This is a genomic window from Paraburkholderia sp. BR10141, from assembly GCF_056155635.1.
Genome location: NZ_JBMIQH010000009.1, coordinates 85,777 through 111,136, shown reverse-complemented (window position 1 = coordinate 111,136; position 25,360 = coordinate 85,777). Strand labels below are relative to the sequence as shown.

Genomic DNA, 25,360 nt, shown 5'->3' with positions numbered 1-25,360 from the left:
GCGTTACCTACCAAAGAAAGCGCACGCCGAGATCGCCCTCGACGCCACTGCGGCGGACATTGCTACTTCCACTTACGGCGAACTGGTAGCCGAACTGTCCGTAAAGGTTCAGCCGATCCTTGATCCTGGCGGTGACACCGCCGGCGAGCTCGAGCCGCGTGGCCTGCACATTCAGCGGCACCGGTTCATTGCCGAAGGTCGTGGTGGCCTGGGCATTGAAATCCCGCCACAGGTTGGCACGCATATAGGGCTGCCACACCGCTTCATGGCTGCCTTCGATGGTCCACTTCGCGCGCACGCCGAGACGGCCAGTCGCGCCCGACGTGGAGCCGAGGGACACGTCGCCCAGACCGTCGTTCGTGTCGGAGAACGACACATGCTGCCAGATGATTTGCGCCTGCGGCTCCAGCTCGAAACCCGGGCCGAGCGGCAGCGGGATCGGGTAGCCACCCTCGAGGGATGTCACGAAGCCCGTACCCTGAACCGGCAGATTCGCGAACTGCGTGGTCGCGGCGCCGTCGTAGTGCGTACCCTGCACGACTGCATCGAGATACCAGCCGCTGGGGCCGTAGTGCGTCCAGTAGCCACCGCCTGTGTAGGCATTCAGATGCATCGAGCCGGTGTGCTCCAGCACGTATCCGGTTGTCGCGGCGTTGGTGACGAGGCCATCGACATCGGCACTGCCGTAGCCGTATGCAAAGTAGACGCCTGCCGCATCGCGATGGCCGGGCAGGAAGCTTCCTCGCCATACGTCGAGACCCGTCTGCAAGCCTCCGACTCCGCCGCTCGCGCGCGGATCGGCGTAGGCCTCGTAGTGGTTGTCGATCTGGCCGCCGAACACGCGTCCCCATGCGGAGCTTGCCCAGCCCGAACCGCCCGCTGCGCCGCTCTGCGTCGTAAGCGTGTCGCCGATGCGCTCATGCAGCGTCCCGAGCATCTCGACACCCATCTGCCGGGCGACCGGTTGCACGACGCCGTAGGTGGCGAGTTCCGGCCCGATGATCGGGTAGATGCCAGGCGGCAGCGGATCCGGTGGGGGCCCGGTGCCGGTTCCCGGTTCCAGTTCCTCTTCGCCTCCCCCCGGTGGAGGCGGCACGACGAACGAGGAGCGCAGAAACCAGTCCTCGGGATTGCTGCTGTTGAGGCCACCGCGAAACAAACGATAGTCTTCCGCGCCACCGCGCGCCTCGCCAGCGAGCGTAAAGGCATCCGACGCCGTGGTGCCACCGTTGGTTGTCTCGACGACGAGAATGCCGTTGCCCGTCGTCAACCCACCGGAGCCGCCGGCGTTCGTGATGCGTACGGCTGAAGGGTCGGCGCGGCCGCCGTTGATGACGAGCTTGTCCGACGGCGAGCCATCCAGACCGAGGAACGTGCGCAGCGCGAGCGTGCCGCCGGCCCCCACATAATTTTTGACGGTCACCACACCGAATTGCCCCGCTGGGAGACCGAAGCCCGGCTCAACCGTTCCGGCATTGGTGACGGTATTCAAGTCCGTTCCTGCCCCGCCCAGGGTTCCGTTCGCTTCCACATTGACCGGCGACTGCAACGAGCCGGTCAGATTGAGCACGCCACCGCGAACGTTGGTCACACCGGTATAGGTGTTCTGGCCGGACAATGTGAGCACGCCGTTGCCGACCTTGGTCAGCGCGCCGCTTCCGGAAAGCACGCCGGACCATGTCGCGCCGATGCCGTTGGTGTCGATGGTCGACGTCGTGCCGCCGACGAGCGTTGCGTTGACGCCTGCGTTCAGCGCCGAACCCACCACCTGGATCGTTCCGCCACCGAGGTTGAATGCATACGTGCCGCCCAGATTGTTGAAGTCGCCGAACAGCGAATTTCCGCCAATCTGCAGTGTCCCGCCCAACAGGTTGTACGTACCGTTGCCGGCGGCCGCGAGGAACAGTCTCGACCCGCTGCCGATTGCCAGGGTGCCGCCGGTCTGGTTGATCGTACCGGTGCCCTCGGTACCCGTCGACGCGACGTTCGAGCCGAGGAACAGCGACCCGTTGGCCACGTTGAAGGTGCCGCCGCTCAGGTTGAGCGTGCCGCTGCTCGGGTTGCCTTGCGTATTGCGGCCGAGCGTCACGAAGTCGGTGACGCTGTTGCCGAACGTGACCGTTCCGCCCAACAGGTTGTAGGTGCCCGTTCCGCCCTGATTGCCGATATTCAGCGACACCGGCGTGCCCGGCGTACCGAAGACGACATTGCCCGCGGTCTGCGTCACCGTGCCAGTGCCGCCGAAGTCGCCGACCTGAAGCGCGGAGTTGAACGTGAGCATGCCGCCGCTCACGCTCAACGTGCCCGACGACGTCGATCCGGGCACCTGCGTCGCCAGCGCATTGCCGAGGCCCAGCGAAAGATAGTCGATCGCGGCGCTGCCGCTGGTGAGCGCGAGTCCGCCGCCCACGACAAAAGCCGAGCCGCCCTGAATCCGCGCGCCGTTGATCGTGAACGTCCCTGTGCCAGTCTTGACCAAGATGCCGTGCAGCGCGTCGTTCACCGTGCCGGTATTGACGATCGTGCCGGAGAAGGTGGTGTTCGTGTTATCGGTGCCAACCACCAGGATGTTCGTGCCGTCGATCACGGTGCCGCTGCCGGACAGGTTCGGCAGCGGCACGACACCGGTCGGGATCCCCGGTATCGGCGTGGTCGTGACGCCCGAAATGTCGAAGGTGCCGTTGTTCAACATCCCGCTGGTCAGATTGATGCTGCCGTTGCCGGTCAGCGCCAGCGTGCCGGCCGAGATGGTCGTCATGCCGGTATAGGTGTTCGCATTGGTCAGCGTGAGAACGCCGTTGCCGACCTTGGTCAGCGCGCCGCTTCCGGAAAGCACGCCGGACCATGTCGCGCCGATGCCGTTGGTGTCGATGGTCGACGTCGTGCCGCCGACCAGCGTTGCGTTGACGCCTGCGTTCAGCACCGAACCCACCACCTGTATCGTTCCGCCACCGAGGTTGAATGCATACGTGCCGCCCAGATTGTTGAAGTCGCCGAACAGCGAATTCCCGCCAATCTGCAGTGTGCCGCCCGACAGGTTGTACGTACCGTTGCCGGCGGCCGCGAGGAACAGTCTCGACCCGTTGCCGATTGCCAGGGTGCCGCCGGTCTGGTTGATCGTACCGGTGCCCTCGGTACCCGTTGACGCGACGTTCGAGCCGAGGAACAGCGACCCGTTGGCCACGTTGAAGGTGCCGCCGCTCAGGTTGAGCGTGCCGCTGCTCGGGTTGCCTTGCGTATTGCGCCCGAGCGTCACGAAGTCGGTGACGCTGTTGCCGAACGTGACCGTGCCGCCCAACAGGTTGTAGGTGCCCGTTCCGCCCTGATTGCCGATGTTCAGCGACACCGGCGTGCCCGGCGTACCGAAGACGACGTTGCCCGCGGTCTGCGTCACCGTGCCAGTGCCGCCGAAGTCGCCGACCTGAAGCGCGGAGTTGAACGTGAGCGTGCCGCCGCCCACGTTCAACGTGCCCGAAGACGTCGATCCGGTGCCCAGCGAAAGATAGTCGATCGCGGTGCTGCCGTTGGTGAGCGCCAGTCCACCGCCCACCACGAAAGCCGAGCCGCCCTGGATCGTCGCGCCGTTGATCGTAATCGTCCCGGCCCCGGTTTTGACAAACTGGCCTTGTAGCGACACGGGATCGCTCGCAACGCCAGCGTTGTTGATTGTGCCGGAGAAAGCGGTGTCGGTGCCGTCGGTGCCAACAATCAGGACGTGGTTGGGGGGAGTGTCGATGGTTCCGCTCCCGGAGAGATTGGGCAGTTCAGTGGGTATCTGCTGTGCCAGCGCCGACGCGGGTGACAGGCCCAGGAGCCAGACGGCATGGAGGATGTTGAGGGGGTTGAGCCGCTGATGCCGCGTCGTCAGCGATGTCGCCAATTGACCGCGCGCGACGCCTGCAAAAGTGTTTAACGATGCGCGACGAATCGATCTTGCAGCCATGCCAGCCCCTCCAATACCCGCCGGTGGAAGCTTGCCAGGTCAGACGAACTCGACCTTGGGAGACCGACCCATCGACGATAAATGTTGGACAGCGAGGCCCCGAACAGTCATTGCCCTACTGGTTGTGCCCTGTCGGTTGAGTTGTAATTAAGCCTCGCTAATAATAGGTAGGCAGATCGAATTGTCAAGAAGAAACCCGGAAGGATTCGATTGCGAATCTACCATCTCCTAAACACGCGTGAACGCAACCAAAATGCATGTTATTCAATATGTTTGCATTCAGTAAATTGGATACCTAAATATTATTAGCGGTGGCGACGATTGGCCGCTTCGCCCTTTAAATGAACTGCCCTTCGAGAACTTCCTTTGACGCTGATTGCAGTGTCGTAACAGTTCGCTGACAATGATGCAGGCGTGCAATTACACCGCTTGATGCAGAATCGGCGCAATGGCCACAACGACACGACCTGAATACCATGGACGACCCAGAATCGCTTTCCCTGGCACTGCCCGACGGCACCAAGGTCTCTGCGCTCCTCCGAGTGCCGGAGGACGCGCGAGCCCTGTATGTCTTCGCGCACGGTGCCGGTGCGGGCATGCAGCATGCCGGCATGTCGTCATTGGCCGACGCGCTTGCGTCGGCCAATGTCGCCACATTGCGCTACCAGTTTCCGTACATGGAGCGGGGCTCCAGGCGGGTGGACTCGCCGGCCGTGGCACATGCTGCCGTGCAGGCAGCAGTCGCAGAGGGCCGCCGGCGGCTGCCAGACCTGCCGCTCTTCGCGGGCGGCAGGTCGTTCGGCGGCCGCATGACGTCCCAGGCCCAAGCCATCGCACCGCTCGACGGCGTGCGTGGCCTCGCTTTCGTCGCATTCCCGCTGCACCCGGCGGGCGCGCCCGGCGTGGAGCGGGCACGGCACCTGGCGGACGTCACGGTGCCGATTCTCTTCCTGCAGGGCACGCGCGACAAGCTGGCCGAGCTTCACCTGCTGAGGTCGGTCGTCGAGACGCTGGGGCCACGCGCCACGCTGCATGTGGTGGACGACGCAGATCATTCGTTCCACGTGCGCGCATCCTCCGGCCGGACCGACGCGGAAGTCGTGCTCGAGTTGGCACGGACGATGTCGGCGTGGTTCTTCGCCGAAGGAGAGTTCGTGCCAGGTACCTGGTCCAGCAAATCAGGCGCGAGTCGATAAATCTACAAAGACTTCAACTGAACCGAAGACCGGGTAGAGCCCGATTGGGAGTGCGTGAACGTCCGTTCGTCGGGGCGACGCGGGGGTACGTTCCTACGGTTTAGATAGGAATACTTACTCAAGGACCACATTGAGTGTCGATTTTCCAGGAAAACTAAAACTCATGAAGCCTGCGAGGAGTCGCGCAGATCGGGGCGCGGGTAACAGGCGAGGGCGCCGGAAGACCGTGTACTGTCCCGAGGCGTCCCGATTGGACGCTCCCATGCGGGCGGCGTGCGTCGCGGAGCCGGCTTGCCGTCCGCGATATTTCCTGGCGAGCTCACATACGGCTCGGAGGGGCGAGGGCCCAGGCTGTGAGGAATGAACGTCGGTGTGCGCGCGAACAAACCGCAATGATCGGCAAGATGGCATCACCTTCGCTCCCTGCCTGCTGGCGAGGCCAGGATCATATCCAGAAGCAGGAGCGGCTGCAACGGCTTCACGAAGTGGTGATCGAAGCCTGCGGCGCGGCTGCGCGCCCGGTCGCCGTCCTGCCCGTAGCCGGTCAGCGCCACGTACGTGCGCGCCCGCGAGACGAGTAGGGTGCGTAAGCGCCTGCACAGTTCGTAACCGTCCATGCCAGGAAGGCCGATATCGAGCACGACGACGTCAGGATCGATTGACGGCGCGCATTGCAGGGCTGCGACCGGATCATGAAGCGTCTCTACGATATGACCATGGATCCGCAGCCACTCGGCGAGCGCAAGGGCCGCATCTTCATTATCGTCGACCACGAGGACCCGCCGCCCCGCGGCTGCCGTCACAGTCGCCATACCGCCCTTCGCATCGGCAGGCAGCGGTTCGACGTTGCCGCGCGGCAGCTCGACGGTGAATTCGCTGCCGCATCCGGGCCCGTCGCTCGTCGCGCGCACCGAGCCGCCGTGCAGCTCGACGAGATTTTTCACGAGCGCCAGACCGAGCCCCAGTCCGCCTGCACCGCGTCCGTCGGCTGCGTTGCCGCGATAGAACGGCAAGAAGATTTGCGTGAGCGAGTCCGGTGCGATGCCCATGCCGTTATCGCGTACGCGGATCTGGACATGTTGACCGTCGCATGAAGCTCTTACGCTTATCTTGCCCGCCGCATCGGTATAACGTGCCGCGTTCGTAAGCAGATTGCTGATGATTTGCGCGAAGCGCACGGGATCTGCGTCGCAGATCATGTCGCTCCCGATATCGACCTCGAGGGCGTGCCCGCGCAGCTCGAGCAACGGGCTTGCCATTTCTACTGCCTTCGCGATCGCCTCCCGAACATTGACGGCTTCCTTTTTCAGCACCACGTCGCCGCGTGTGATGCGGGAAACATCCATCAGGTCATCGACCAGACGGACGAGGTGGTCCACCTGGCGCTCGACGATCAAATGCTCGCGGGCCACAGCCGTTTCTCCGCGCAGCCGCATCAGCTGCAGCGCGGTGACAATCGGTGCCAGCGGGTTGCGCAGTTCGTGACCCAGCATGGCGAGGAATTCATCCTTGACGCGACCTGCCTGCTCGAGATCAGTGACCAGCGTGGCCCGTTCCGCATGCAGTCGTTCCAGCCGTTCACGCGTACGCACATGCTCCGTAACGTCAACGGCCGTCAGGATCAGGCTGTCGACGGTCTGGCCGCTTTCCGGATGCAGCGGATTGATGTGCACGGTGAACACGCGCCCAGCGCCAGCGGCTCCGTGACGGCGGTGTTCGTCGATGACGACCGCCTCGCCGCGCGCGAACGCGCGCCGCAACGCCTGTACGATCTCATGATCCCCGGGAAACACGTCGGCGTAGCGGCAACCGATGACGTCATCATGACCCGCCAGCGCCGCGTAGGCGAGATTCGCGAGGCGGAAGCAATGATCGGGACCGACGAGCAGTGCGGAGGCGACAGGTGAATTCATCAGCATGCCGTCACGCTGTCGCTCGGCGCGCTGCCGGCGCAGGATTTCCGCCTCCAGGGCGCCCGCTTTTTGCCGCCAGAGCGCAGTGTGCCGGAATGCCTCCGCTGGCGAATCGGCGGTGAAAATGTCGTCTGGCAGCACGCGCGTATGGGCGTCGCAGATGTGCCGGAAAACGCCAGTTTCTTCGCCAGTCGGAAAGAGGCGTTGCGGGTAGGCGCACATCAGCGAGAAGTGGTACCGGGTGCCCAGCGCGTTCCACAGGTGCTCGAGCCGCAGGGCTGCGTCATGCCGGCCCTGCGCGGACAACAGCGCGACCATCTCGCCAAACGCGTGCACGGGTCCGCTGCGTCGCGCAGCGCGGGCGACAATGGCACCGACCGTCGAATTGAACAGACGCTCGTCCGGCCAGCCGTCAACGCTCAGACCTGAGAGCGTCGTCTGCGCGTCGAGCATGACGAGTGACGACTCGCGGGCCTCAGGATCGCCGCGGATGCTGCGACCGCTCAGGCGCGCCCGAAGCGCGGCAAGATGCGGCTCCGTTGCAATCAGGATCGCGCTGCCGCCGGCGTCCAGCCCTTCTTCCGCGAAGTCCGCGACGCGCCGGATCAGCGGCGCGTCGTCTTCATAGAAGTGCACGCAGTGGTCGGCATGGCCGCCCGATCCTGCCGTCAATACGTCGGTAGTTTTCATCGATGACACCGGAGGTATGGATCGCCTGCGCCCTTGCGCATCGGAGGCCTCGGCCGCCGAAAGACCAAAGCGGTGCGAGCAACGTTATGCCCAGCAAAAATCGTTCCGCTGCATACACTCCAGTTCCGTGCTGATCGATTTCCAGTGACGCATCAGCCCGATGATTTCGGTGACCGCTATGACATGAAGCGAAGTTCCCGACGCGGGATATTTGGCTGTACGACGCCTGTGCTAGTTGCGCTGGAGCGAGCGACGCACTCGCGAATTCATGTCGCGGCCGACTGGCAGCCCAATAGCCGAAAGAAAGTATCGCGCCTGCGGGAAGCCGCTTTCGGGGTAGCGCTCGAAAATTCGGTTGAACGCCTCGACGAGTGGACGGGCACGCACCGGAACGGGGGCGTCAGGCCCCAGCATCAAGGCAGTTTGTCCAAACTTGACCGGTCCAGCCTTGATCAAGGCACGCAGCCCGGAATTCGCGCTGCCGCGCCCGAACAGCTCCATGCCGTATGCGCGGATCATGGCGCGCACGATCGCTTCCGCAGCGGGCGTAAGCGGCGGCATGGCCTCGACCAGGTGCAGATGCGGTGAGCGCACATCCGGCGTGGTGAAACGTCCGATATCGTCGATGTCGGCTTGCAGACGCTGCACCGGCAGGTCAGCGCTAAAGAGCAGGAGCCGGATGCGTTCATAAAGCGCGTCTTCGTCGTCGGGATCGATGACTGCAATATCTGTCATTCTCTTTTCCTTGATGTGGCTTGTGCCCAAACAGTTCCGGAAGCACGGCGAACCGGACTCGGATCGACCCTCGAATCCGCCGTTGTTCACCGTGCGTCCGGACGGCAGTTGCTGATTGGCGGCTAGGTTCGTCGGACATACCGGTCTGAAACGACCGAGCGCTGCTGGATCCACGCGACGGCAAGCTCCAGCGCTTCATCGCGTGCCTCCTGGGCGTTGGCAAAATCTCCATCGACACCGAGCGTGCGTATTTCGCCCGCCCGGTCGGTGACGACGGCCGCGGCTGCGTAACGGCCACTCCCGGTGGCGGTGACCACCGGCCGGACCTCGCAGCCGTGATACTCGATGACTTTGTCCGTTTGCATATGACATCTCCAGCTGAGCATCATTTCCGAAACATCACCGGACACGCGGAATTCGCGTCCAGTCCGTCAAGCGCAGCACGTGTCATTCCCCGACCTGCACGCTCGGGTGGCCATCGGTTGGACGCCCGACGACGACCTGTATCGCACCGGGGTTACCGGAGAATTTCACGGTAACCTCGCGCCCACACGCGACCGCGGAGATGACAAGCCAGGCGTTGTGATCGCACACCCATTCAGCCTGCATGTCCCGGCAACACGATATCCGCCGGTTGGCTGCCCGGCACGAGGGACGGCTCCGGCCTCTCCCCACTGCCGTTGCCGGCGGTCTTCCGGCTTCGGCGGGCTGCGTCGCCCGGGTGAAGCGCGTCGAGGAACGTTCGGCCCTTCCCGGTCAGGTATGCGCGGCGTGCGCCCTCGGCGCAATGTTCCAGCATGACCAGCTGGCGTTCGAGCAGCGCGTCGAGTTCGGCGCGGTCCATGTCGAGCTGGTCCGGCGCCTGACGAACCAGCATCAGGGTCGCAAATTCGTGTGGACTGAGCATTTTCTTCTCCCGTAAGGCAGGGTCCCGAAAGCAGCGGTCCCCTGCAGAAAAACGAAACGTAGTGCAAGCCGGAAAGGGGCTGCGCTACCATGCAACGCGGCGCGCTCACGCGAGGAATCGCGCCGGCGAACCCGTGTCGTTCAGACAGCCTGCGTTGATGGCGCGTATCGCGTACTCGACCGTCTCCCGATGCGCCTCGTCCACGCTTGCCCAGTGCTGGGCGTAGCGCGGCAGATGCCAGTCCGCGACCATCTGCTCCGCGTGCCGGATGCGCACGACGGCCACGTACGTATCGCGGCCGGCATGAGGCAGCGCATAGTGCCGAACCGGAAACGCGCGGGTCTCGATCACGAAGCCCCTCCAGCATTCGCTGCGTACGTCGTCCATAAATACCTCCGCGTGACAGGTCACGCGGCGCGGGCCGCCCGGTCCACGCCGCATGACCGGCCTTGCCCCTGTGCATACGCCTAGCCAACGTTCACCTCAATGCGTCGCGGCTTTGCCTTCTCACGACGAGGAACGGTGAGCTTCAGGACGCCATCGCGCAACTGTGCGTCGATGCGCGAGGCGTCGAAATCGGGGCTGAGCGTGAAGGCGCGCCTGAAGTGCGGGTGGACCACCTCGCCATGCTGCAGGCGCAGTCCTGATGGAACGGGAATCACTGCCTCGCCCTCGATGTTCAGACTGCCGTCCTGCACGCGCACGTCGAGCTTTTCGCGCGGCATACCAGGCAGGTCGGCATATAGCGTGATGCCGCGGCTGTCCTCGAAGATGTCAACCGCAGGTGAGATCCGGGTCAGCTGCTTCGCAGGTTGCGCACCCTCGCGCGAGGCAACGTCAGTGCGCGACTCACGGGCGGCCAGTTCAGTGCTGTCGTTCATGATGTCCTCCGTGCTTTCACGTACTCCATTTGCGCCGGGCTCACTGGACGGCGATGGCGCGTGGCTTCGACGCCTCGGAACGTCCGACGCTCACCGTCAGGCAGCCGTTCACATAGCGCGCACTGACCTTGTCGGGGTCCGCGTGCTGCGGCAGCTCGATCACGCGCCGGAATGCCCCCATGAAGCGTTCCGTGGCGTAGACGCGGGTCTGATCGTCCGCTTCAGGTCCGGGCGGCTTGCGCTCGCCACTGATCGCAAGCACCCCCTTGTCGATCGAAACGTTGATGGCGGCGGGATCGAGTCCTGGCGCGAACGCGACGATCTCGAGGCTGTCGTCGGTGCTGCCGATGTTGACGGGTGGAAAGGTTTCGCTGCGCGTGGCGCGCAGGCTCGCGGGCAAGCCCGCAAAGACGCTGGCCATCTGCCGTTGCAGGCGGTCGAATTCGCCCAGCAGATCGGTGCTGAAGAAAAGATCGCTCATGACTGGCTCCCTGAAACCGGGGCCGCGCACGAAAGACGAACGGAACCACGCGCTCCAGTCCGCCTGCCCGTGGGAACCCCCGCCGACAAACAAATCGAAACACGCAGCGCTTGATCGCGACTGCCTGAGCGATGCATAAAATAGCGCAAGGAACGGAAATTTCAAGTGGCCCTGCAACATGTCACCGGGGGCTTTATGGACCTTTTCGACAGGCTTCAGGAGCAGATCGATACCGTGCAACTGCCGCTCTACTTGCCTCCCGCGCCGCCGTTTATCTGCCGTCGACGGGCCTCCGCTGTCAGAGGGTGGCAGCCAGGCAGCCGCCACCCGGTGCTTCCTGCCGTTGTTGCCCGCGCGCCGACCTCAGCCCGTCCGCACTTCGATTCGTCGCGGGCGCGCCTCGTCGCGGCGCGGAATCGTGAGCTTCAGTACGCCGTCCTTCAGGCTCGCCTCGATCTTCGAGGTATCGAAGTCCGGGGAGAGCGTGAACGTGCGCGCGAAGCGCGGCTCACGAACCTCAGCATGCTGCAGCCGCAGATTTGCCGGTGTCGGCACAACCGCCTCAGCCTCGATGGCGAGATTGCCGTCGTGGACTCGCACATCGAGCTTGTCCCGGGTAACACCGGGGAGGTCCGCCCACAACGTGACGCCCTGGGTGTTCTCGTAGATATCGACAGCGGGAGTAATCGTCATCCGCCGTGCGGAGGGCCGGCTTTCGCTGCGCGCGACCGCTGACGGGTCGCGCCTGCTCAGTTCGGTGGTATCGCTCATTTTCAGCTCCCTGGATTACTGGACTGTGATGGCTCGAGGCTTCGAAGATTCGCGCTTGCCGATGGCGATCGACAGGCAACCGTTCTCGTAGCGTGCCTGAACCTTGTCGGGGTCCGCGTTCTCCGGCAGTTCGATGACCCGCCGGAACGCGCCAGTGAAGCGCTCCTGCGCATAAACGCGCGTGTCCTCGCCGGTATCCGGTTGTGCCGGCTTGCGCTCACCGCTGATGGTCAGCAGTCCCTTGTCGATCGATACGTTGAGCTCCGCCGCATTGATGCCCGGTGCAAACGCGACAATCTCGATCGAGTCGTCGGTGGCGCCAATATTGACGGGCGGGAACGTGCCGAAGCGGCTCGCCCGGAGACTGGAGGGGAAAGTACCGAGAAGGCTCGCCATCTGCTGCTGCAGCCGGTCGAACTCGCTGAAGAGGTCGGATCCAGAATAGAGATCGCTCATGATGCAGTTCTCCTTGAACGACGCAAGGAGGCGAACGGGCCTACGCGCTCCAGCTCGCCTGCCAGCGTCTGGCAAACAATCGAAACACGCAGCGCACGGGACGCGGAAACCCGCGCGTCTGCCTGAGCGAATCCTAAGATAGGTACTCTGGCGAGGATTTCAAGGAGCAAAAGCAGCGTTGCACCTTGAAAAAATTTTGCCAGCTCATATCATCGCGGCGGAAACATGTAGCAAGCGGAGGACACGATGGAATTCGATACCGACTGGTTGACCCTGGGCCCGCACCGCGTGCGTCTGCGCTCGACCAAAGGTTTTCCGACGGAAGCAATGCGTAAGGCGGTGGACGTCATCCGGACTGCGGTCGACAACAACATGAGCGCCCGCGCGCGCCTGGTGGAGGTGGTCTGCCGACAGGAAAAAAACTATGAAGTCACGATCGGGACGACCGTCGCCAAGGACAAGGTATGCGCGCCGCAGCTCGAAACGTTTATCGCAGGCGTGCTTGGTCTCCTGCCGGACCAGATCACCCTGATCGTTACCGCAGTCGATCAGTCTGAAGTGGACCTCCACTTCGGCGTGTACGAGCGGATGCTGGCCGAAAAGCTGGGCACCGCACCGCCGATCCAGTGACAGGGCTGCAGACGGGCCGATGGCAGCCGCCGGAGTGTGCCCCCGGCGCGACAAGGACGTGAGGCGTCGGCCGAAGGCCGTCCTGCGGAGCAGGTCGGGCTGGATCCGCGATATCGACCCCGCCGGGAACACTGACCGAAAGGCGCTCACCCTGCTTACATCCGTTCGGATCACGAGCCGGGCGGGCGCCGCGTCAGCCTCGCGGCTTCAGGTCGACCGGAAAGCGGATTTCGAAGGTCGTGCCTTGACCCTCGCGGGACTCGAAGTGGATCTCGCCCTCGAGTGCGTGGCACAGCTCCCTGACGATCGCCAGACCCAGGCCGGCGCCCGGGATGTCGTCGCTGGCGGCCCGCTCGAACTCCCTGAACACGCGCTCCGTATCTGACGGCGCAATGCCGACACCGGTATCGGCCACGCGCATGAACCACCGGCCGTCACCGCATCTCGCGATGACCAGTTCGATTCCCCCCTCGCGGGTATATTTCGTTGCATTCGACAGCAGGTTCAGCGCAACCTGCTTGAGCTTGATGCGGTTGGACTGCACACGGACCAGTCCGGCCTCAAGCGAGGCGGACAGACGCAGGCCTTTTCCTTCGATCGCTGGACGGGCGTTCGTGACCAGTTCGTCAAACAGCATGGGCAGATCAACCGGCTCGATGCAGATCTGGCTGCTGTCGCCGACGACAACCGAATATTCCACCATTTCGTCGACCAGCTGCTTCATGTCCTCCGCCTGCCGGGTCGCGAGCGCAAGTCCGGCCTCGGCTCGGGACGGAACGCGCGCAATCAGTTGCAGGTCGATCGAAAAGGCGTTCAGAAAGTTGCGCAGGTCGTGCACGAGGCCGCGCGTGACCTGCATGCGCGACCGGTACAGTTCGCCGACCTCGCGTTGCTGCTCACGCAGTTCCTCGTTAGCACGCTCCAGCTGGCTCGTGTATTCGGCGATGGTCCGGTCACGCTCGCCGATGACCTCGCGGATCGATGTCAGGGTGACAAAGCTGAGCGCCTCGTCGATCAGATGCAGGGCGCGGGATTCGTGGTCGCGTGTGAACGTGTCGTCGGACGCCGCGAATGCCCGGACGGCGGCGGCCAGTTCCTGCCGGAACAGCTCCAGTTCACGCACGAGTTCATCAACGCGGTACCCCTGCTGCCAGCGCACGTTCCCGTGCTGCCTCGCATTGCGTTCAATGGCCCGCTCGACTGGTTGGAGATCCTGCTCTTCGAGCGCGATGCAGATGCCGCTCAGGATAGCGGGCAGGTGATCGGCCAGCTGCTCCCACGTCAGCCGGTCGGCTTCGATGAGGTCGGCATCGGCAGCGACGGCCTGCATCCATCTTTCCGTCAGGCGCGCCTGTTCCCGTCGTAGAAATCCGGCGAGGGCCTGCAGGGTAGTTCCCGTTTGAGAATCGGTCATGATCCGTACCAATGCGTGACACCATTTCGAAAGACCTGCGTGGGAGGACACATTATCGTTTCCTCGCACCGTCTATGGACAATGACCAGGATGGCAGCCGGGAACGCAATTTGCTCCGCCTGGCGGAAACAAGTCCACCGACCAGCAGAATACCTTCTATCCTGCCTGTCGACGACCCGCCTGAACTGCCCGACGCCTACTGCCTCATGTTCACCCTCGAACGGGTACGGCGTGCACTGCGCACACAAAGGCGTGGAGGCCCTCAACCATGCCCTGCGCCAGCCACCGATCTGATCATAACGGACCGGACGATGTCGCTGACCGGTGTGTGAGCTGTGCCGCCAGATCCGGGCGCATCCTGCGCTGGCACACATCCGGATTCTGCTTCCTACGGCGATGCCACCTTCGATGCCGGGGCCGCTGCAGTGGAACGACTGTCTTTATCAAGCCGGTCCCGGCTGCGCTCAGGCCCGCCACCGTGAAAAGGTGGTGTCCTCCGTGAGCCACGGGCGGATATCCTGACGCGATCCGTCCGACAGGCAACGCCGGCTTTCAGCGTCCGGTAATCCGGGATGTCGGGTCCAGGTGAGCGGGACCCATCGCGCCACCTTGAAAATTTTCATCAGTGAAACTAACTTATATCCAGCTCTGGCAGTGTGCCCGGTGATGGATCGGTTGCATGCTGCGTGTTTCGATTTGTTTGCCCCGCAGCATGGCAGGCGAACTGGAGCGCGCAAGCCCGTTCTCTTCCTTGCTGCGTCGAAGGAGAATACGATGAGCTGCCTTCATTTCCGCCCGGCTTCGACTACGTTGTTCGGGCACGTCCCCCGTACGATCGTCGCCGTGTCCGGCGTTTTCCAGCCGGTTGCGCAGCGTGCCCGGCGCACGCTGTCGGAGCGCATCGCCGCCGGGTAGCTGACGTTTCACCAGTTCACGTCGAGCCTGTGCCGCCGTTGGCAGGGCGGTTGCCCCGCGGGCACCGTTTGCCACGACGGTATGCCGTCGTTCGCGCCGTGCACCCGGTGCCGTCCCACGAAGCGTTCAGCGCCGCGTTCGGAGCGGTTTTCGCGCGAGCACCGCATGGAGGGTGCGATACCGGTACCCGCGCGAAGGGGAGTGCTTCAATGGAACGGCTGAGAGTCGAGATACGCAACGGACTGGAGATCCGTATGCACACGCTCGTCGTGAGGCACGTACGCACGGCGGCATGCTTCAGGGAAGTGAAAAGAAAACGTGACATGCAGGGGAGCGTCACTGGACGTCAAGAGGCTTGTACCATGAACAGACGATTGTGCGCCTTGGTCCCGGCAATTGTGATTGCCGGGTTATGGTCAGAGAACGCCATGTCAGCCAGCCCGCCGCTGCCGACGTTGCCCCTGCAACACGACATCTGGATCACCGGGACTGTCCAGCGTGGCAGCGGGGAGTATGCGCCGGGTGACTATACGACAATCATGCTGGATCGCCCCTCCACCTCGCCCTGCAACCACAAGGTGGTGTCCGACATCCTTCTTGGAGAGGGGGGCGAACCATCCCCCACGCTCCTGCTGCCGTATCTGAAACAGCGGGTTGCCGTCAGGGGACGCGTATCCTGCCCCGACTCGGGCATTGAATTTACGCCGCAACCAGACGTCGTGTTTCCGGTTTGGTAGAGGTGAGGGGAACCAGGTATTGGACGCCACGATGCTTCCGCAGATCGCCGACTGCAAATCCGTCCATCAAACCGGGCAATCTCAGTGCGCGATCGACAGAGGAAAGCGCCCAATGTTTCGCGAAAAAGCGTGCGGCGGACGTGGCCGTTCCGCCTCAGTACACCCTCACAACCATTTGTTTCGCTCACTCTGCGCCCACGAATCCATAAAGCTTCTTCGGGTTCTCGACGAAGATCTTCTCCTGCCAGTCCGCTCGTCCTATCCACGAAGCCATGACGTCGACCAGCAAGGCATCGTCCGGCTTGCGCGCTTTTTCCGTAGGATGCGGCCAGTCGGTTCCCCACAGCATCCGGTCGGGCGCCATCGCAATCAAGGCCTTGGCGACCGGCGCCACATCCGCATAGGCGGGAGCGCCGGCTTTTGTGTCCACGTATGGTCCGGAGAGCGTGACCCACGTTTTCCCGTTGTCGACGAGGCGCTGCGCGGCCTTCATTGCCTCCGAGCCGAGGCCGTCCGGTTGCGGGATGTGCGCGATGTGGTCGATGACCAGCGGGCACGGCAAGGCGTTCAGGCGTGGTGCGAGTTCCGGCAGCCTGGCACCCTGGACGACAAGTTCGATGTGCCAGCCCAGCGGCGCAATACGCGCTGCGAGAGGCGCAAGCATGTCGATGGTCGTGGCACCTGGATAGCTCAGGTTGAAGCGGATGGCCCGCACGCCTGCCGTATTCATTTCATCGAGTTGCTCGCGGGTCACCGATGTGTCGACGACGGCTACGCCGCGCGCGTTGCCGTCGAACTGCCGAAGTGCGTCGATGAGACAGCGGTTGTCGGTTCCGTAAGTCGACGGTGTAACGACAACGTTGCGATGAATGCCGAGGCGCTTCTGCAGGTGTCGATACTGCTCGACTGTCGCATTTGGCGGCCGAAGCGAAGTGCCAGGCGCAACGGGGAAGCGGTCGTCGTAGATATGCATGTGGCAATCAATAGCACCTGCCGGCATTTTGAACGACGGCGGATTGACACCCGTCGACCAGACTTCTTCTTCAGCGCCGAACGCGCGCATGCTGGCCGTAATTCCAGCCGCGCCGATCGCGGCGAGAAACTTTCTGCGAGTGGTCTGCATCTCAGGCGATTTCGACTTTGTTCTTGTGGAGTTGCTTGCCCGAGCCGGGGCGCGTGAGCAACACGAGCGTGACGACGCTGACGAGGGTGAGCGCGCCGAGCGGCATCAGCGCGAGCGCGTAGCTTCCCGTTGCGCCCTTCACCCATCCATAGACGTTGACCATAAGGCCGCCGCCCAACAGGTTGGCGATGGCGTTGATGGTGGCCAGTCCAGCTGCGGCCGTGCTGTTCGAAAGCATGCTGGAGGCCAGTGCCCAGAACGGTCCCTTGAAGGCGTACGCGCCGACGAGAACCGCGCAGAGCATGACGATGGTTGGCCCGAGCGAGCCGCTCAGCGACGTGCCGAAGAGGCCGAGGCCGATCAGCAGCATGGGCATGACAGTGTGCCAGCGTCGCTCCTGGCGGCGGTCGGAGCTACGTCCCCAATAGACCATCAGGACGGAGGAAAGCGCGTACGGAACCGCATTGAGGAGGCCGGTCTGCATGACCGTCAGCCCGAATGACTTCAGCAACTGTGGCTGCCATACCGAGAGCGTGCTCCCCGCGCCCGACGCGCATACATCGACGAGCGCGAGGCAGAGGACGTAGCGGTTGCAGAACAGTTTCGCGAGGGACATCTGAGCGACTTTTTTGGGTTCCCGTTTTTCCTGCGAGAGCGCTGCCGTGAGCCATTCGCGCTCATCATCCTTCAGCCAGGTCGCTTGCGTCGGCTTGTCGGTAAGCAGTTTCAGGCAGATCAAGCCGAGAATGACCGTCGGGATGCCTTCAAGGATGAACAGCCACTGCCACCCGCGAATGCCCGCGAATCCGTCCATATGCAGCAATACGGCGGAAATCGGCGAGCCGATAAAGCTTGCCGCCGGGATGGCGACCATGAAAGTCGCGATGATGCGCGCACGATACTTCGCCGGAATCCAGTACGACAGGTAAAGGAGCACGCCAGGGAAGAAGCCGGCCTCTGCGGCACCGAGGAGAAAGCGCAGCACGTAGAAGCTCGACGGCGAGCGAACCAGCGCGGTGCCGGCGGAAACAAGGCCCCATGTAATCATGATGCGCGCAAGCCACACACGCGCACCAAACTTCTGGAGCGCGAGGTTGCTCGGCACTTCGCAGATGAAATAGGAGACAAAAAACAGGCTGCTGCCAAATCCGAATACCTGTGCAGACAGACCGATGTCATTGTTCATCTGCAACGAAGCCATGCCGACGTTGCCTCTGTCGATGAATGCGAGCAGGTAACAGAGCATGAGGAAGGGGACGAGACGCAGGACGACTTTCTTGATGGTCCGGGTCTCCACTTCGGTTGCGAAATCAGTGCTGGAAATGTTCATACGCGTCTCCAATGCGTTTATTGTGCGCCTGTGCGGCGTTGCTTGAAATGGTGCAGGGCGGTAATGGCGACGACACTCGATGCGAGCACGATCGCCATCGCCGTGAAAGTCGAACGCACGCCCAACGCTTCGGACACGGTACCGACGAGCAGATAGCCGAACGGCATCGTGCCGTTGTAGGCCATGCCGTACATGCCGACGAGTCCGCCGCGAACGTGGTCCGGGCACCGCTGCTGGATGGTGGCGTTTGTAGAGGTTGCTGAAAACGTGAGGCTGAAGCCGAGCACGCAGAAAGCGGGCACGGAAAGGCTGGCATCGTTGGTGAACGCCAGCGTGAAAAGCGCGGTGACAGCGAGCCACGGTGCGAAAGCGAGCAGCTTCCTGGTTGCACGTGGCCCCCACGCGGACGAGAGCAGAATCGCAGCAGTGAGCGAGCCGCCGCCCGCAGCGGCGAAGAAAATGCCCGTATAGCGCGCCGCGTTATGAAAGGCGTGGTCGGCAAGCAGCGGCACCAGCGTCTGATAGCTCGCAGCGAAAAGGCCCATGCAGGCAAGCGTCGGAAGGTAGCGAGCGGAAAACATATCCGAGAGGACGTAGCCCACGGCATCCCGGAGTCCGCCTCCGTCCGCGCGCGAACGGGCCGAAAGATTGGCGGGGTGGATCGAACGCACGCACATCGCCATCACGCACAACGCGCACGCGTACATCGCGAAAGCCGCCGCCGGCCCCAGCAGCGGATAGACGAACCCGGCGATGCTCGGACCCACCATGCGTCCGACGTTGTAGACCATCGTGTTCATGGCGACCGCGTTGGACGTCAGCAAAGGATTGCGCAGACTGCTGACGAGCAGGAGCTGCCGCGCCGGCGTCTCGATTGCGCTCGAAATGCCAATCGCCAGCGCGAGCAGGAGGATGAGCTTCACGCCGAGTGCGCCAGCCAACCACAGAACGAGCAGGATCGACGTCAGCGTCAATGACGTGGCAAGTACGCAGAGCGTGGCGCGGCGTGCATTCGCGGCGCGGATGCGCGAGCCGGCCACGGGTGCGACGATCAGCTGAGGTCCGTAGAGCAGGAAATTCAGGAGTGCCAATACGGAGGCCTTGCCCGAGAGATGATAGACGAGCAGGTTCAGCGTGATGTTCTGGGTCCAGCTGCCGAGTACGGAAAGCACCTGCCCGCATGCGTAGCGACGCAGCGCGGGCTCCGCGAGCGCCGGGAAGAGCCGGTCGTAAAACGCACTTTGACGTGCCGCCGTATTCATGCGAGCGTCTTCCCACGCGTTTCAGGTGCAAACAGAACGACGACCGCAGCGGCTGCGAAGGCAACAATCGTCGTCGCGAGTCCCTCGACGAAACCACTGGGCGTGGTGGCGAGCGAGCCGATGATGAGAGGCGCGATAAAGCCGCCGAGACGCCCGCCGTTGTAGGCGAGGCCCATGAGGAAGCCGCGCGAAGCGGTGTCACCAATCACTTCCGCGAGGAACGGACCGGCGCCCGCGAAGATGCCGTTGACGCCGAACCCCGTGAGAAAGATCGCGCACAGAATCAACAACGGCTCCGCCGAGCCGATGTACACGCCGACGGCCACCGCCCCCACGAGGAGATACGCGATGAACATCGGGCGACGCCCGAGTTTGTCGACCAGCGCCGAGAAAAGCAGGAAGCCTGCGATGGCGCCGAACTGCAGTGCAAGCACGAATTTCAGGCTGTGTGCGAAATCAAAGTGCTTGACCGTGACGAGGAAGGTCGGCGTCCAGGTGAACACGCCCCAGTAGAGGTACTGGAGAAAGAAGATGAAGAAGAAAGCTGTGAGCAAGCCACGGACGTTGAGCTGTGCGCGCGGCGCGTTCCGGCTGGCGGCGGCCCGCTGTGCGGATGCCTTGCGCTCGAGCCAGATCGGAGATTCCGGAGTTTTGCGCGCAACCCAGAAGAGGATGAAGAACGGCGCGGCGCCGATGAGGAACAGCGTGCGCCAGCCCTGACCGCCCAATCCGCCATTCAGTTCGGTCACGATGCCCGCGATGCTGATCGCGATGATCGCGCCAATGGGAAGCCCCATCTGCATGAGCGCGCCGCCCTTGCCGCGCCGGCTCGCGTGCCAGGTCTCCGCCACCAGCGCCGCGCCGGCGGTCCACATGCCGCCCATGCCGAGCGCGCCGCACAGCCGCGTGACGGCGAACCAGTGCTCGTTCGGCACGACTGCGAGCAGGCCCGAAAAGAGGGAATAGATGCCGATGCAGAGCAGCGCGGTGCGCACGCGGCCAATTCGATCCGACACATAGCCAAAGAGGATGCCGCCAATGATCTGACCGGCGGCCGTGATGCTCGTGAACACGGCGAGTTGGGGTTTCGTGAGGCCAAACTGCAAGGCGAGTGTCGGCAGCAGGAGCGAGAGCAGGAAGGAGTCGTAACTCTCGAACGTCCAGCCGAGTCCCGCGAGAGACAGCGCCCGCCACTCAGGCGCAGTCACGGAGCGGATGCCTGCGCGCTTCGTACTCGCGGGCGCCCCGCCGGCGATAGGGGTGTTCACTTTCATTTACTCGTCTCCTGGTACCGTGAGGCCGTATGTCGTTGTAGCGGTGCGGCTGAAAAGCGCCGACCTCTCCGTCATCGATCCGCTGCCGGCGAGTCGCTTGAAGGCGTTCCAAAGGACGGTGTAGCTGAACATGCCCTTGTCGACGGGGAAGTTGCTTTCGAACATGCAGCGCTCGGCGCCAAATAGCTCCATGCAGACGTCGAAGTACGGTTTCCACGCGGCTGCGAGCGTTTCCGAAGCAGGAGGACGCTCGGCCTGGGCGAAGTCGAAGCCGAACACGGGCATTCCGGCGCCGCCGAGCTTGAGCCGCGTGTTCGGCAGGGCGGCGAGACGCCGCAGCGATGCCGACCACGCCGCTCTCGTCTGCGTCGTTTGGCCGGCGTGAATACCGACGCCGACCGGGCCGCCGAAGTGGTCGATGACGATGGTGACGTCCGGGACGAGGCGCGCCAGTTCGAGCAGCGCGTCGAGCTGGGTGTGATAGACCCAGACGTCGAGCGAGAGTCCGTACCGGCCCAGCGTGCGCACGCCGTCGATGAACGCCGCGTTCTGCATGAGATCGCGCGGCGGTGTCATCGGGCTCGAGCGAACCCGTTCGTCCGCGTGCCACGCCAACGGGTTGCGGATGCCGCGCAATCTGCCCCCGGAGACCTCGAGCATCGCCTCGATGACTGCATCGACGTCATGCCCCAGCGCAAGATCCGCACCGGCGACAATGGCTTCGCAGCAGCGCATCGCGCCATACGTCCCGCTCGCGAACATCGCGGCGACGCCATTGGCGAACTCGACCTCGCCCACGGGCTTCATGGCATCCGGGCCGTCGGTTCGCAGCATCGAGCGGCACTGCACGAACACCGTCGATACAATGCGATGCCCGGCTGCCATGTCTTGCCGGAACTCGTCGGCGAGATAGCGGCCTGTCTGCCGGTCCCAGAGGTGATGATGCGCATCGACGATGGGAAGCTCCGGCAGCAGCGCGTCTTCGCGATGCAACGCGAGCCAGGCGTCGCGAACTGGAAGATGCGGGGCGGGGACGATCTGCATGGTTTTCTTGCTCAGAACTTTTTGCGCATGCCGACCACGAAGCCGGTCTGGTCGTAATTCGCCGCGACCGTGCCGTAGCCGTTCACACCGAGCGCGGAGCCGCCCTTGTTGCGTGCGAACGCAGCGGTGGCATAGATATCGGTGCTCCTGGAGAGCAGATAGTCGGCGCTCAGCACGGACATCCACGGATCGGCGCTGCTGCCGTGCACGTCCTGGTAATAGGCGGCCGCCGTCACGAAGAAGGCGGGCGTGAACGCGTAGTTCGCGCCGGCCCACCAGAGATTGGCCGCACCCGACTGCGAGCCGTTGGCGGCGCCGATCGGATTCGCGGGCAGGAAGGCGCGCGACGCCTGCAGGTAGCGATAGCCCGCGAACGCCTTGAAGCTGCCGACGAGCCAGGTTGCGGCGGCGGTGGCGCGGCGCTCCGTGGCAGTGTTGGTCGCGACCGTGTTGCTGTTGCGCTGCTCGTACGAGAGGCTGGCGGCGAGCGGTCCGCCCGCGTAGGTGAGCGAGCCGCCGAAGTAGCGGCCCGTGAGTTGCGCGCCGGGCACTTCGCTACCGTAGCCGGTGTCGTAGCGCGTGCTGTACATCGCAGCGACACTCACGGGGCCGAAGGCGCCCACGTACTTCGCGGAATTGTCCACGCGGGCCGCCGTCGCGTAGTCGATGGAGAGCGTGGAGTAGCGTGAGGATGCACCCATCGGATCGAACACGACGGCCTGATCGTAGAGCACCGAATTCTGGCGGCCGAAGGTGATCTGCTGGCCATGCCACGTGAGGCCCACCCACGCCTGGCGGCCGAACAGGCGCGAGGTGGTCGCCGCGTTCGCGCCCAGGCCCTTGGTCGACTGCGCGCTCGTGCCGTCGTTGACGTTGAAGCCGTTTTCGAGCGTGAAGATAGCCTTCATGCCGCCGCCGAGATCTTCTACGCCTTTGAGGCCCCAGCGCGAACCTGAGAGATTGCCCGACACTTCGCGCGTGGTCGCGCCGCCGCCTGGCGTGTTGTTGATGTGCTCGATGCCCACATCGACGATGCCATAGAGCGTCACGCTGCTTTGGGCGTGAGCGGCGTGCGGCGCGAGGGCGAATGCCGCCGTTGCTGCCGCTGCCGTTGCCGTCGCCGCGAAAGCTCGCGGCGAAGTGCGCGTGAAGGCGTGCGTCGTGTAGGTCTTGTGTTCCTGCATGGTGTCTCCGGTTGTTGGTTTGAGTGCGTGCGGATTTTGGCGAGAAGCGGACAACGAAAAAGCGAAAAAATGATTCAGGCGTTCGGCTCCTCTCCCACGCCCGCGCCGGGGTCGCCAAGCCATGCGATCGTCAGCGCGCCGAGCAGCAGCACGGCGGCCACGGCGAGTAGCGGCACGGTGAAGCCACCGGACATATCCTTGATGGCGCCGATCATCGACGGCCCGACGAAGCCGCCGAGATTGCCGATCGAAACGATCAGCGCGATGCCGCCCGCGGCGGCGCGGCCGGTGAGGAAGCCGGAGGGAATCGCCCAGTAGGTCGCCTGAAACGCCAGGATGCCGCTCACGGTCACGCACAGCGCGACGAGCTTGAGGAGCGGCGTGTCGAGCATCGCGCTGATCGCGAGCGCGGCGGCCGCGATGACGAGCGCACCGGCCACGTAGGGAATGCGATGTGCGGCACGGTTCGCGAGGCGTGCCCACCAGAGCATCACGACGGCGCCGAGCGCATAGGGAATGGCTGCGAGCCAGCCCACCGTTGCGTGGCCGACGCCGAACTGCTTGATGATCTGCGGCATCCACAGGCCCACGCCGATCGAACCGACAATGCCGCAGAAGTTGATCAAGGCGAGCACGAACACGCGCCAGTTCGTCATGGCGTCGCGCAGGCTGGAGCCGTGTTTGCCGGCGATACTGCGCTGTTCGAGCGCGAGGCGATGCGCGAGCACGTCCTTTTCCTCGCGGCTCAGCCAGCGGGCCTTTTCGGGGCGGTCTGCGAGGATGAAGAGGCAAGCGATACCGAGCGCAATCGCGGGCAGCCCCTCCATGAGCAGCAACCATTGCCAGCTGCGCAACCCGTGCAGGCCGCCGAGCTGGAGCAGCGCTCCGGATACGGGCGAGCCGATCATGTTCGCAACGGGAATGCCGACGAGAAAGGCCGCTGTGACTTTCGCGCGCCACTTGCCCGGGAACCATTGCGTGAAATACAGGTAGATGCCCGGCGTGAAGCCGGCTTCGGCGATGCCGAGCAGAAAGCGCGCGGCGGCGAAGCTTTTCGGCCCGACAACGAAGGCCGTCGCCATCGAGATCAAGCCCCACGTGATCATGATGCGCGCGATCCAGATACGCGCGCCCACTTTCTGCATGATCAGATTGCTCGGAATCTCGAAGAGGAAATAGCCGATGAAGAAGAGCCCCGCACCCACGCCGAATTGCTGCGCGGTCAGGCCGAGATCCTTGTTCATCGTCAGCGCCGCGAAGCCGACATTGGTGCGGTCCAGATAGCTGATCACATAGCACGCGAAAATGAACGGCAGAATGCGCCGGAACGCGCGCGCAAGCGTGCGCTCGCTTTCAGCGTGCTGTGCGGCCGACATCGACGCAGGAGTCGATTCGGCATCCTTATTGTCCGTAGACGAAACCGCCTCGCGGAGGGATTGGGAGATCTGCATGTGCGCTCCTCAGTTGCTCTTTGCTCGATGCAACTTGCTGTCTCGAAGCCGGCTGGCGTTTGCGCGCTGCCGGCAATTTTCTTCAGGTCGCCTGGTTTGGCGTTTTTGCCTGTTTGGGAAGGGGCCCGGCGATGTCCAGCTCGGCCTTCAGCACGGTGCCGGAGACAGATTCGGTCATGAAAAGTGTCTTCATATCCGGGCCGCCGAAGCACAGGTTCGTCAGCGAAGCGCCCGCAGGGCTGGTCAAGATCAGTTCGGGCTCTGCGAGGTGATTCAGCACCCACGCGCGACCCAGCCCCGGATTGGCGACGAAGAGCCTTCCCGCGCTATCGATGGTCAGGCCATCCGGGCCGCTCGGGCCATACGACGTGAAGAACTGGCCGACCTTGCTCACCGAGCCATCGGCCTGAAGCGGCGCGCGCCATACGCAGTTGCCGCGGGTCATCGCCACGTAGAGCACCTTTTCGTCGGGCGAAAGCACGAGTCCGTTCGGGCTCGGGCAGTTGCCGAGCAGCATGTCCAGCCTGCCCTCGGGCGTGAGCCGGTAGACGCGCCCGGTCGGGTCGTGCAGGCCCGTCTGGCCCTGGTCTGTGAAATACAGGTTGCCCTTCGAGTCGAACGTGAGGTCGTTGACGCCGCGAAAGCGTTCCGTGTTGCGCCGCTCGAGATATGGCGTGACTTCGCCGCCTTCGATATCCAGCAGCATCAGGCCGTTGCGGTAATCTGTGATGAGCAGGTGGCCGTCATCGACGAGCTTCATGCCGTTCGGCTCGCCGTCGTATTCGACGACGAGCTCCCACTTGCCGTCGGCGGAGATACGGAACACACGGCCGTGCGGGATGTCGGTCACATAGAGATGGCCGGACGGGCTCCAGACCGGACCTTCAAGGAATGAGTCGGTCGGCTGCCCGCCGCGATTCGCTCTGGACCAATCCGTTTGCACGCCTGCTTTGCGCAAGTGCTCCGGCATGCGGGTGAACACGTCCGCCTGGCGGACTTCCGGCTGCTTGAGATAGAACATAT

Annotated in this window: 23 protein-coding genes; 4 read left to right on the top strand and 19 right to left on the bottom strand. The window is 63.7% G+C overall.

Annotated elements, in window-relative coordinates; all coding sequences use genetic code 11:
• Nucleotides 1-7 precede the first annotated feature (7 nt).
• Nucleotides 8-3,880 carry an autotransporter outer membrane beta-barrel domain-containing protein gene (locus tag ACOJB8_RS15040; RefSeq protein ID WP_475013142.1) on the bottom strand — a complete coding sequence of 1,291 codons (3,873 nt, stop codon included), beginning with the start codon at nucleotides 3,878-3,880 and terminating at the stop codon, nucleotides 8-10.
• A 539-nt stretch (nucleotides 3,881-4,419) separates the two neighbouring features.
• Here ACOJB8_RS15040 and ACOJB8_RS15035 point away from each other — a divergent pair.
• Nucleotides 4,420-5,139 carry an alpha/beta hydrolase family protein gene (locus tag ACOJB8_RS15035; RefSeq protein WP_475013140.1) on the top strand — a complete coding sequence of 240 codons (720 nt, stop codon included), beginning with the start codon at nucleotides 4,420-4,422 and terminating at the stop codon, nucleotides 5,137-5,139.
• Between the two features lie 410 nt (nucleotides 5,140-5,549).
• On the opposite strand, the gene ACOJB8_RS15030 is transcribed toward ACOJB8_RS15035, so the two are convergent.
• The 9 genes from ACOJB8_RS15030 to ACOJB8_RS14990 all read right to left on the bottom strand — a co-directional run bounded on the left by ACOJB8_RS15030 (nucleotide 5,550) and on the right by ACOJB8_RS14990 (nucleotide 11,973).
• Nucleotides 5,550-7,742, bottom strand: a complete 2,193-nt coding sequence (locus tag ACOJB8_RS15030; protein ID WP_475013139.1) for a hybrid sensor histidine kinase/response regulator — start codon at nucleotides 7,740-7,742, stop codon at nucleotides 5,550-5,552.
• A gap of 231 nt (nucleotides 7,743-7,973) precedes the next feature.
• Nucleotides 7,974-8,567 carry a hypothetical protein gene (locus ACOJB8_RS15025; protein WP_256094837.1) on the bottom strand — a complete coding sequence of 198 codons (594 nt, stop codon included), beginning with the start codon at nucleotides 8,565-8,567 and terminating at the stop codon, nucleotides 7,974-7,976.
• Nucleotides 8,568-8,599: 32 nt separating this feature from the next.
• On the bottom strand, nucleotides 8,600-8,842 hold the full coding sequence (locus ACOJB8_RS15020) for a hypothetical protein (RefSeq protein ID WP_069266262.1): 243 nt from the start codon (nucleotides 8,840-8,842) through the stop codon (nucleotides 8,600-8,602).
• A gap of 233 nt (nucleotides 8,843-9,075) precedes the next feature.
• On the bottom strand, nucleotides 9,076-9,384 hold the full coding sequence (locus tag ACOJB8_RS15015) for a hypothetical protein (RefSeq protein ID WP_256094838.1): 309 nt from the start codon (nucleotides 9,382-9,384) through the stop codon (nucleotides 9,076-9,078).
• Between the two features lie 105 nt (nucleotides 9,385-9,489).
• A complete protein-coding gene (locus tag ACOJB8_RS15010) occupies nucleotides 9,490-9,771 on the bottom strand; it encodes a DUF6566 family protein (protein ID WP_069266263.1) in 282 nt (93 codons plus the stop codon).
• An 80-nt stretch (nucleotides 9,772-9,851) separates the two neighbouring features.
• Entirely contained in the window at nucleotides 9,852-10,265 is a 414-nt protein-coding gene (locus tag ACOJB8_RS15005) for an Hsp20/alpha crystallin family protein (protein WP_475013136.1), read from the bottom strand.
• A gap of 40 nt (nucleotides 10,266-10,305) precedes the next feature.
• Entirely contained in the window at nucleotides 10,306-10,746 is a 441-nt protein-coding gene (locus ACOJB8_RS15000) for an Hsp20/alpha crystallin family protein (protein ID WP_069266265.1), read from the bottom strand.
• A 363-nt stretch (nucleotides 10,747-11,109) separates the two neighbouring features.
• Nucleotides 11,110-11,517, bottom strand: a complete 408-nt coding sequence (locus tag ACOJB8_RS14995; RefSeq protein ID WP_069266266.1) for an Hsp20/alpha crystallin family protein — start codon at nucleotides 11,515-11,517, stop codon at nucleotides 11,110-11,112.
• A gap of 15 nt (nucleotides 11,518-11,532) precedes the next feature.
• A complete protein-coding gene (locus ACOJB8_RS14990) occupies nucleotides 11,533-11,973 on the bottom strand; it encodes an Hsp20/alpha crystallin family protein (protein ID WP_342946424.1) in 441 nt (146 codons plus the stop codon).
• 246 nt (nucleotides 11,974-12,219) lie between these two features.
• Between ACOJB8_RS14990 and ACOJB8_RS14985 the strand changes: the two genes are divergently transcribed.
• Nucleotides 12,220-12,603 carry a hypothetical protein gene (locus ACOJB8_RS14985; RefSeq protein WP_069266268.1) on the top strand — a complete coding sequence of 128 codons (384 nt, stop codon included), beginning with the start codon at nucleotides 12,220-12,222 and terminating at the stop codon, nucleotides 12,601-12,603.
• Nucleotides 12,604-12,796: 193 nt separating this feature from the next.
• Here the strand turns inward: ACOJB8_RS14985 and ACOJB8_RS14980 are convergent, their stop codons facing one another.
• A complete protein-coding gene (locus ACOJB8_RS14980; RefSeq protein WP_368602982.1) occupies nucleotides 12,797-14,017 on the bottom strand; it encodes a sensor histidine kinase in 1,221 nt (406 codons plus the stop codon).
• A 774-nt stretch (nucleotides 14,018-14,791) separates the two neighbouring features.
• On the opposite strand from ACOJB8_RS14980, the gene ACOJB8_RS14975 reads away from it, so the two are divergent.
• Together ACOJB8_RS14975 and ACOJB8_RS14970 are read left to right on the top strand one after the other, a co-directional pair.
• A complete protein-coding gene (locus ACOJB8_RS14975) occupies nucleotides 14,792-14,932 on the top strand; it encodes a hypothetical protein (RefSeq protein ID WP_368610338.1) in 141 nt (46 codons plus the stop codon).
• Nucleotides 14,933-15,186: 254 nt separating this feature from the next.
• A complete protein-coding gene (locus ACOJB8_RS14970; RefSeq protein ID WP_368727844.1) occupies nucleotides 15,187-15,669 on the top strand; it encodes a hypothetical protein in 483 nt (160 codons plus the stop codon).
• 184 nt (nucleotides 15,670-15,853) lie between these two features.
• Here ACOJB8_RS14970 and ACOJB8_RS14965 read toward each other — a convergent pair whose 3' ends face one another.
• The 8 genes from ACOJB8_RS14965 to ACOJB8_RS14930 form a co-directional block, all read right to left on the bottom strand.
• Nucleotides 15,854-16,792, bottom strand: coding sequence for an amidohydrolase family protein (locus ACOJB8_RS14965; protein ID WP_475013133.1), 939 nt, complete (start codon nucleotides 16,790-16,792; stop codon nucleotides 15,854-15,856).
• 1 nt (nucleotide 16,793) lies between these two features.
• Nucleotides 16,794-18,122 carry an MFS transporter gene (locus tag ACOJB8_RS14960; RefSeq protein ID WP_475013131.1) on the bottom strand — a complete coding sequence of 443 codons (1,329 nt, stop codon included), beginning with the start codon at nucleotides 18,120-18,122 and terminating at the stop codon, nucleotides 16,794-16,796.
• A 17-nt stretch (nucleotides 18,123-18,139) separates the two neighbouring features.
• Nucleotides 18,140-19,384 carry an MFS transporter gene (locus ACOJB8_RS14955; RefSeq protein ID WP_475013130.1) on the bottom strand — a complete coding sequence of 415 codons (1,245 nt, stop codon included), beginning with the start codon at nucleotides 19,382-19,384 and terminating at the stop codon, nucleotides 18,140-18,142.
• Nucleotides 19,381-20,658 carry an MFS transporter gene (locus ACOJB8_RS14950; protein WP_083245373.1) on the bottom strand — a complete coding sequence of 426 codons (1,278 nt, stop codon included), beginning with the start codon at nucleotides 20,656-20,658 and terminating at the stop codon, nucleotides 19,381-19,383. Before ACOJB8_RS14950 ends, ACOJB8_RS14955 begins: the two co-directional genes overlap by 4 nt.
• Nucleotides 20,659-21,702, bottom strand: coding sequence for an amidohydrolase family protein (locus tag ACOJB8_RS14945; RefSeq protein ID WP_475013128.1), 1,044 nt, complete (start codon nucleotides 21,700-21,702; stop codon nucleotides 20,659-20,661).
• A gap of 11 nt (nucleotides 21,703-21,713) precedes the next feature.
• Entirely contained in the window at nucleotides 21,714-22,886 is a 1,173-nt protein-coding gene (locus tag ACOJB8_RS14940) for a porin (protein ID WP_475013126.1), read from the bottom strand.
• A 74-nt stretch (nucleotides 22,887-22,960) separates the two neighbouring features.
• The gene (locus ACOJB8_RS14935) at nucleotides 22,961-24,337 is read right to left on the bottom strand and encodes an MFS transporter (protein WP_475013124.1); all 1,377 of its coding nucleotides are present in this window, start codon (nucleotides 24,335-24,337) and stop codon (nucleotides 22,961-22,963) included.
• A gap of 82 nt (nucleotides 24,338-24,419) precedes the next feature.
• Nucleotides 24,420-25,358, bottom strand: a complete 939-nt coding sequence (locus ACOJB8_RS14930) for an SMP-30/gluconolactonase/LRE family protein (RefSeq protein ID WP_475013122.1) — start codon at nucleotides 25,356-25,358, stop codon at nucleotides 24,420-24,422.
• Between the last annotated feature and the right edge of the window lie 2 nt (nucleotides 25,359-25,360).

Bases quoted from the DNA above. Each gene is read 5' to 3' on its own strand.
- ACOJB8_RS14995 (WP_069266266.1), bottom strand. From the start codon at position 11,517: ATGAGCGATACCACCGAACTGAGCAGGCGCGACCCGTCAGCGGTCGCG.
- ACOJB8_RS14990 (WP_342946424.1), bottom strand. From the start codon at position 11,973: ATGAGCGATCTCTATTCTGGATCCGACCTCTTCAGCGAGTTCGACCGG.
- ACOJB8_RS14930 (WP_475013122.1), bottom strand. From the start codon at position 25,358: ATGTTCTATCTCAAGCAGCCGGAAGTCCGCCAGGCGGACGTGTTCACC.
- ACOJB8_RS15010 (WP_069266263.1), bottom strand. From the start codon at position 9,771: ATGGACGACGTACGCAGCGAATGCTGGAGGGGCTTCGTGATCGAGACC.
- ACOJB8_RS14965 (WP_475013133.1), bottom strand. From the start codon at position 16,792: ATGCAGACCACTCGCAGAAAGTTTCTCGCCGCGATCGGCGCGGCTGGA.
- ACOJB8_RS14945 (WP_475013128.1), bottom strand. From the start codon at position 21,702: ATGCAGATCGTCCCCGCCCCGCATCTTCCAGTTCGCGACGCCTGGCTC.
- ACOJB8_RS15015 (WP_256094838.1), bottom strand. From the start codon at position 9,384: ATGCTCAGTCCACACGAATTTGCGACCCTGATGCTGGTTCGTCAGGCG.
- ACOJB8_RS14960 (WP_475013131.1), bottom strand. From the start codon at position 18,122: ATGAACATTTCCAGCACTGATTTCGCAACCGAAGTGGAGACCCGGACC.
- ACOJB8_RS15005 (WP_475013136.1), bottom strand. From the start codon at position 10,265: ATGAACGACAGCACTGAACTGGCCGCCCGTGAGTCGCGCACTGACGTT.
- ACOJB8_RS14940 (WP_475013126.1), bottom strand. From the start codon at position 22,886: ATGCAGGAACACAAGACCTACACGACGCACGCCTTCACGCGCACTTCG.
- ACOJB8_RS15000 (WP_069266265.1), bottom strand. From the start codon at position 10,746: ATGAGCGATCTTTTCTTCAGCACCGATCTGCTGGGCGAATTCGACCGC.
- ACOJB8_RS14955 (WP_475013130.1), bottom strand. From the start codon at position 19,384: ATGAATACGGCGGCACGTCAAAGTGCGTTTTACGACCGGCTCTTCCCG.
- ACOJB8_RS14935 (WP_475013124.1), bottom strand. From the start codon at position 24,337: ATGCAGATCTCCCAATCCCTCCGCGAGGCGGTTTCGTCTACGGACAAT.
- ACOJB8_RS14950 (WP_083245373.1), bottom strand. From the start codon at position 20,658: ATGAAAGTGAACACCCCTATCGCCGGCGGGGCGCCCGCGAGTACGAAG.
- ACOJB8_RS14985 (WP_069266268.1), top strand. From the start codon at position 12,220: ATGGAATTCGATACCGACTGGTTGACCCTGGGCCCGCACCGCGTGCGT.
- ACOJB8_RS15020 (WP_069266262.1), bottom strand. From the start codon at position 8,842: ATGCAAACGGACAAAGTCATCGAGTATCACGGCTGCGAGGTCCGGCCG.
- ACOJB8_RS15030 (WP_475013139.1), bottom strand. From the start codon at position 7,742: ATGAAAACTACCGACGTATTGACGGCAGGATCGGGCGGCCATGCCGAC.
- ACOJB8_RS14970 (WP_368727844.1), top strand. From the start codon at position 15,187: ATGCACACGCTCGTCGTGAGGCACGTACGCACGGCGGCATGCTTCAGG.
- ACOJB8_RS15035 (WP_475013140.1), top strand. From the start codon at position 4,420: ATGGACGACCCAGAATCGCTTTCCCTGGCACTGCCCGACGGCACCAAG.
- ACOJB8_RS14980 (WP_368602982.1), bottom strand. From the start codon at position 14,017: ATGACCGATTCTCAAACGGGAACTACCCTGCAGGCCCTCGCCGGATTT.
- ACOJB8_RS14975 (WP_368610338.1), top strand. From the start codon at position 14,792: ATGAGCTGCCTTCATTTCCGCCCGGCTTCGACTACGTTGTTCGGGCAC.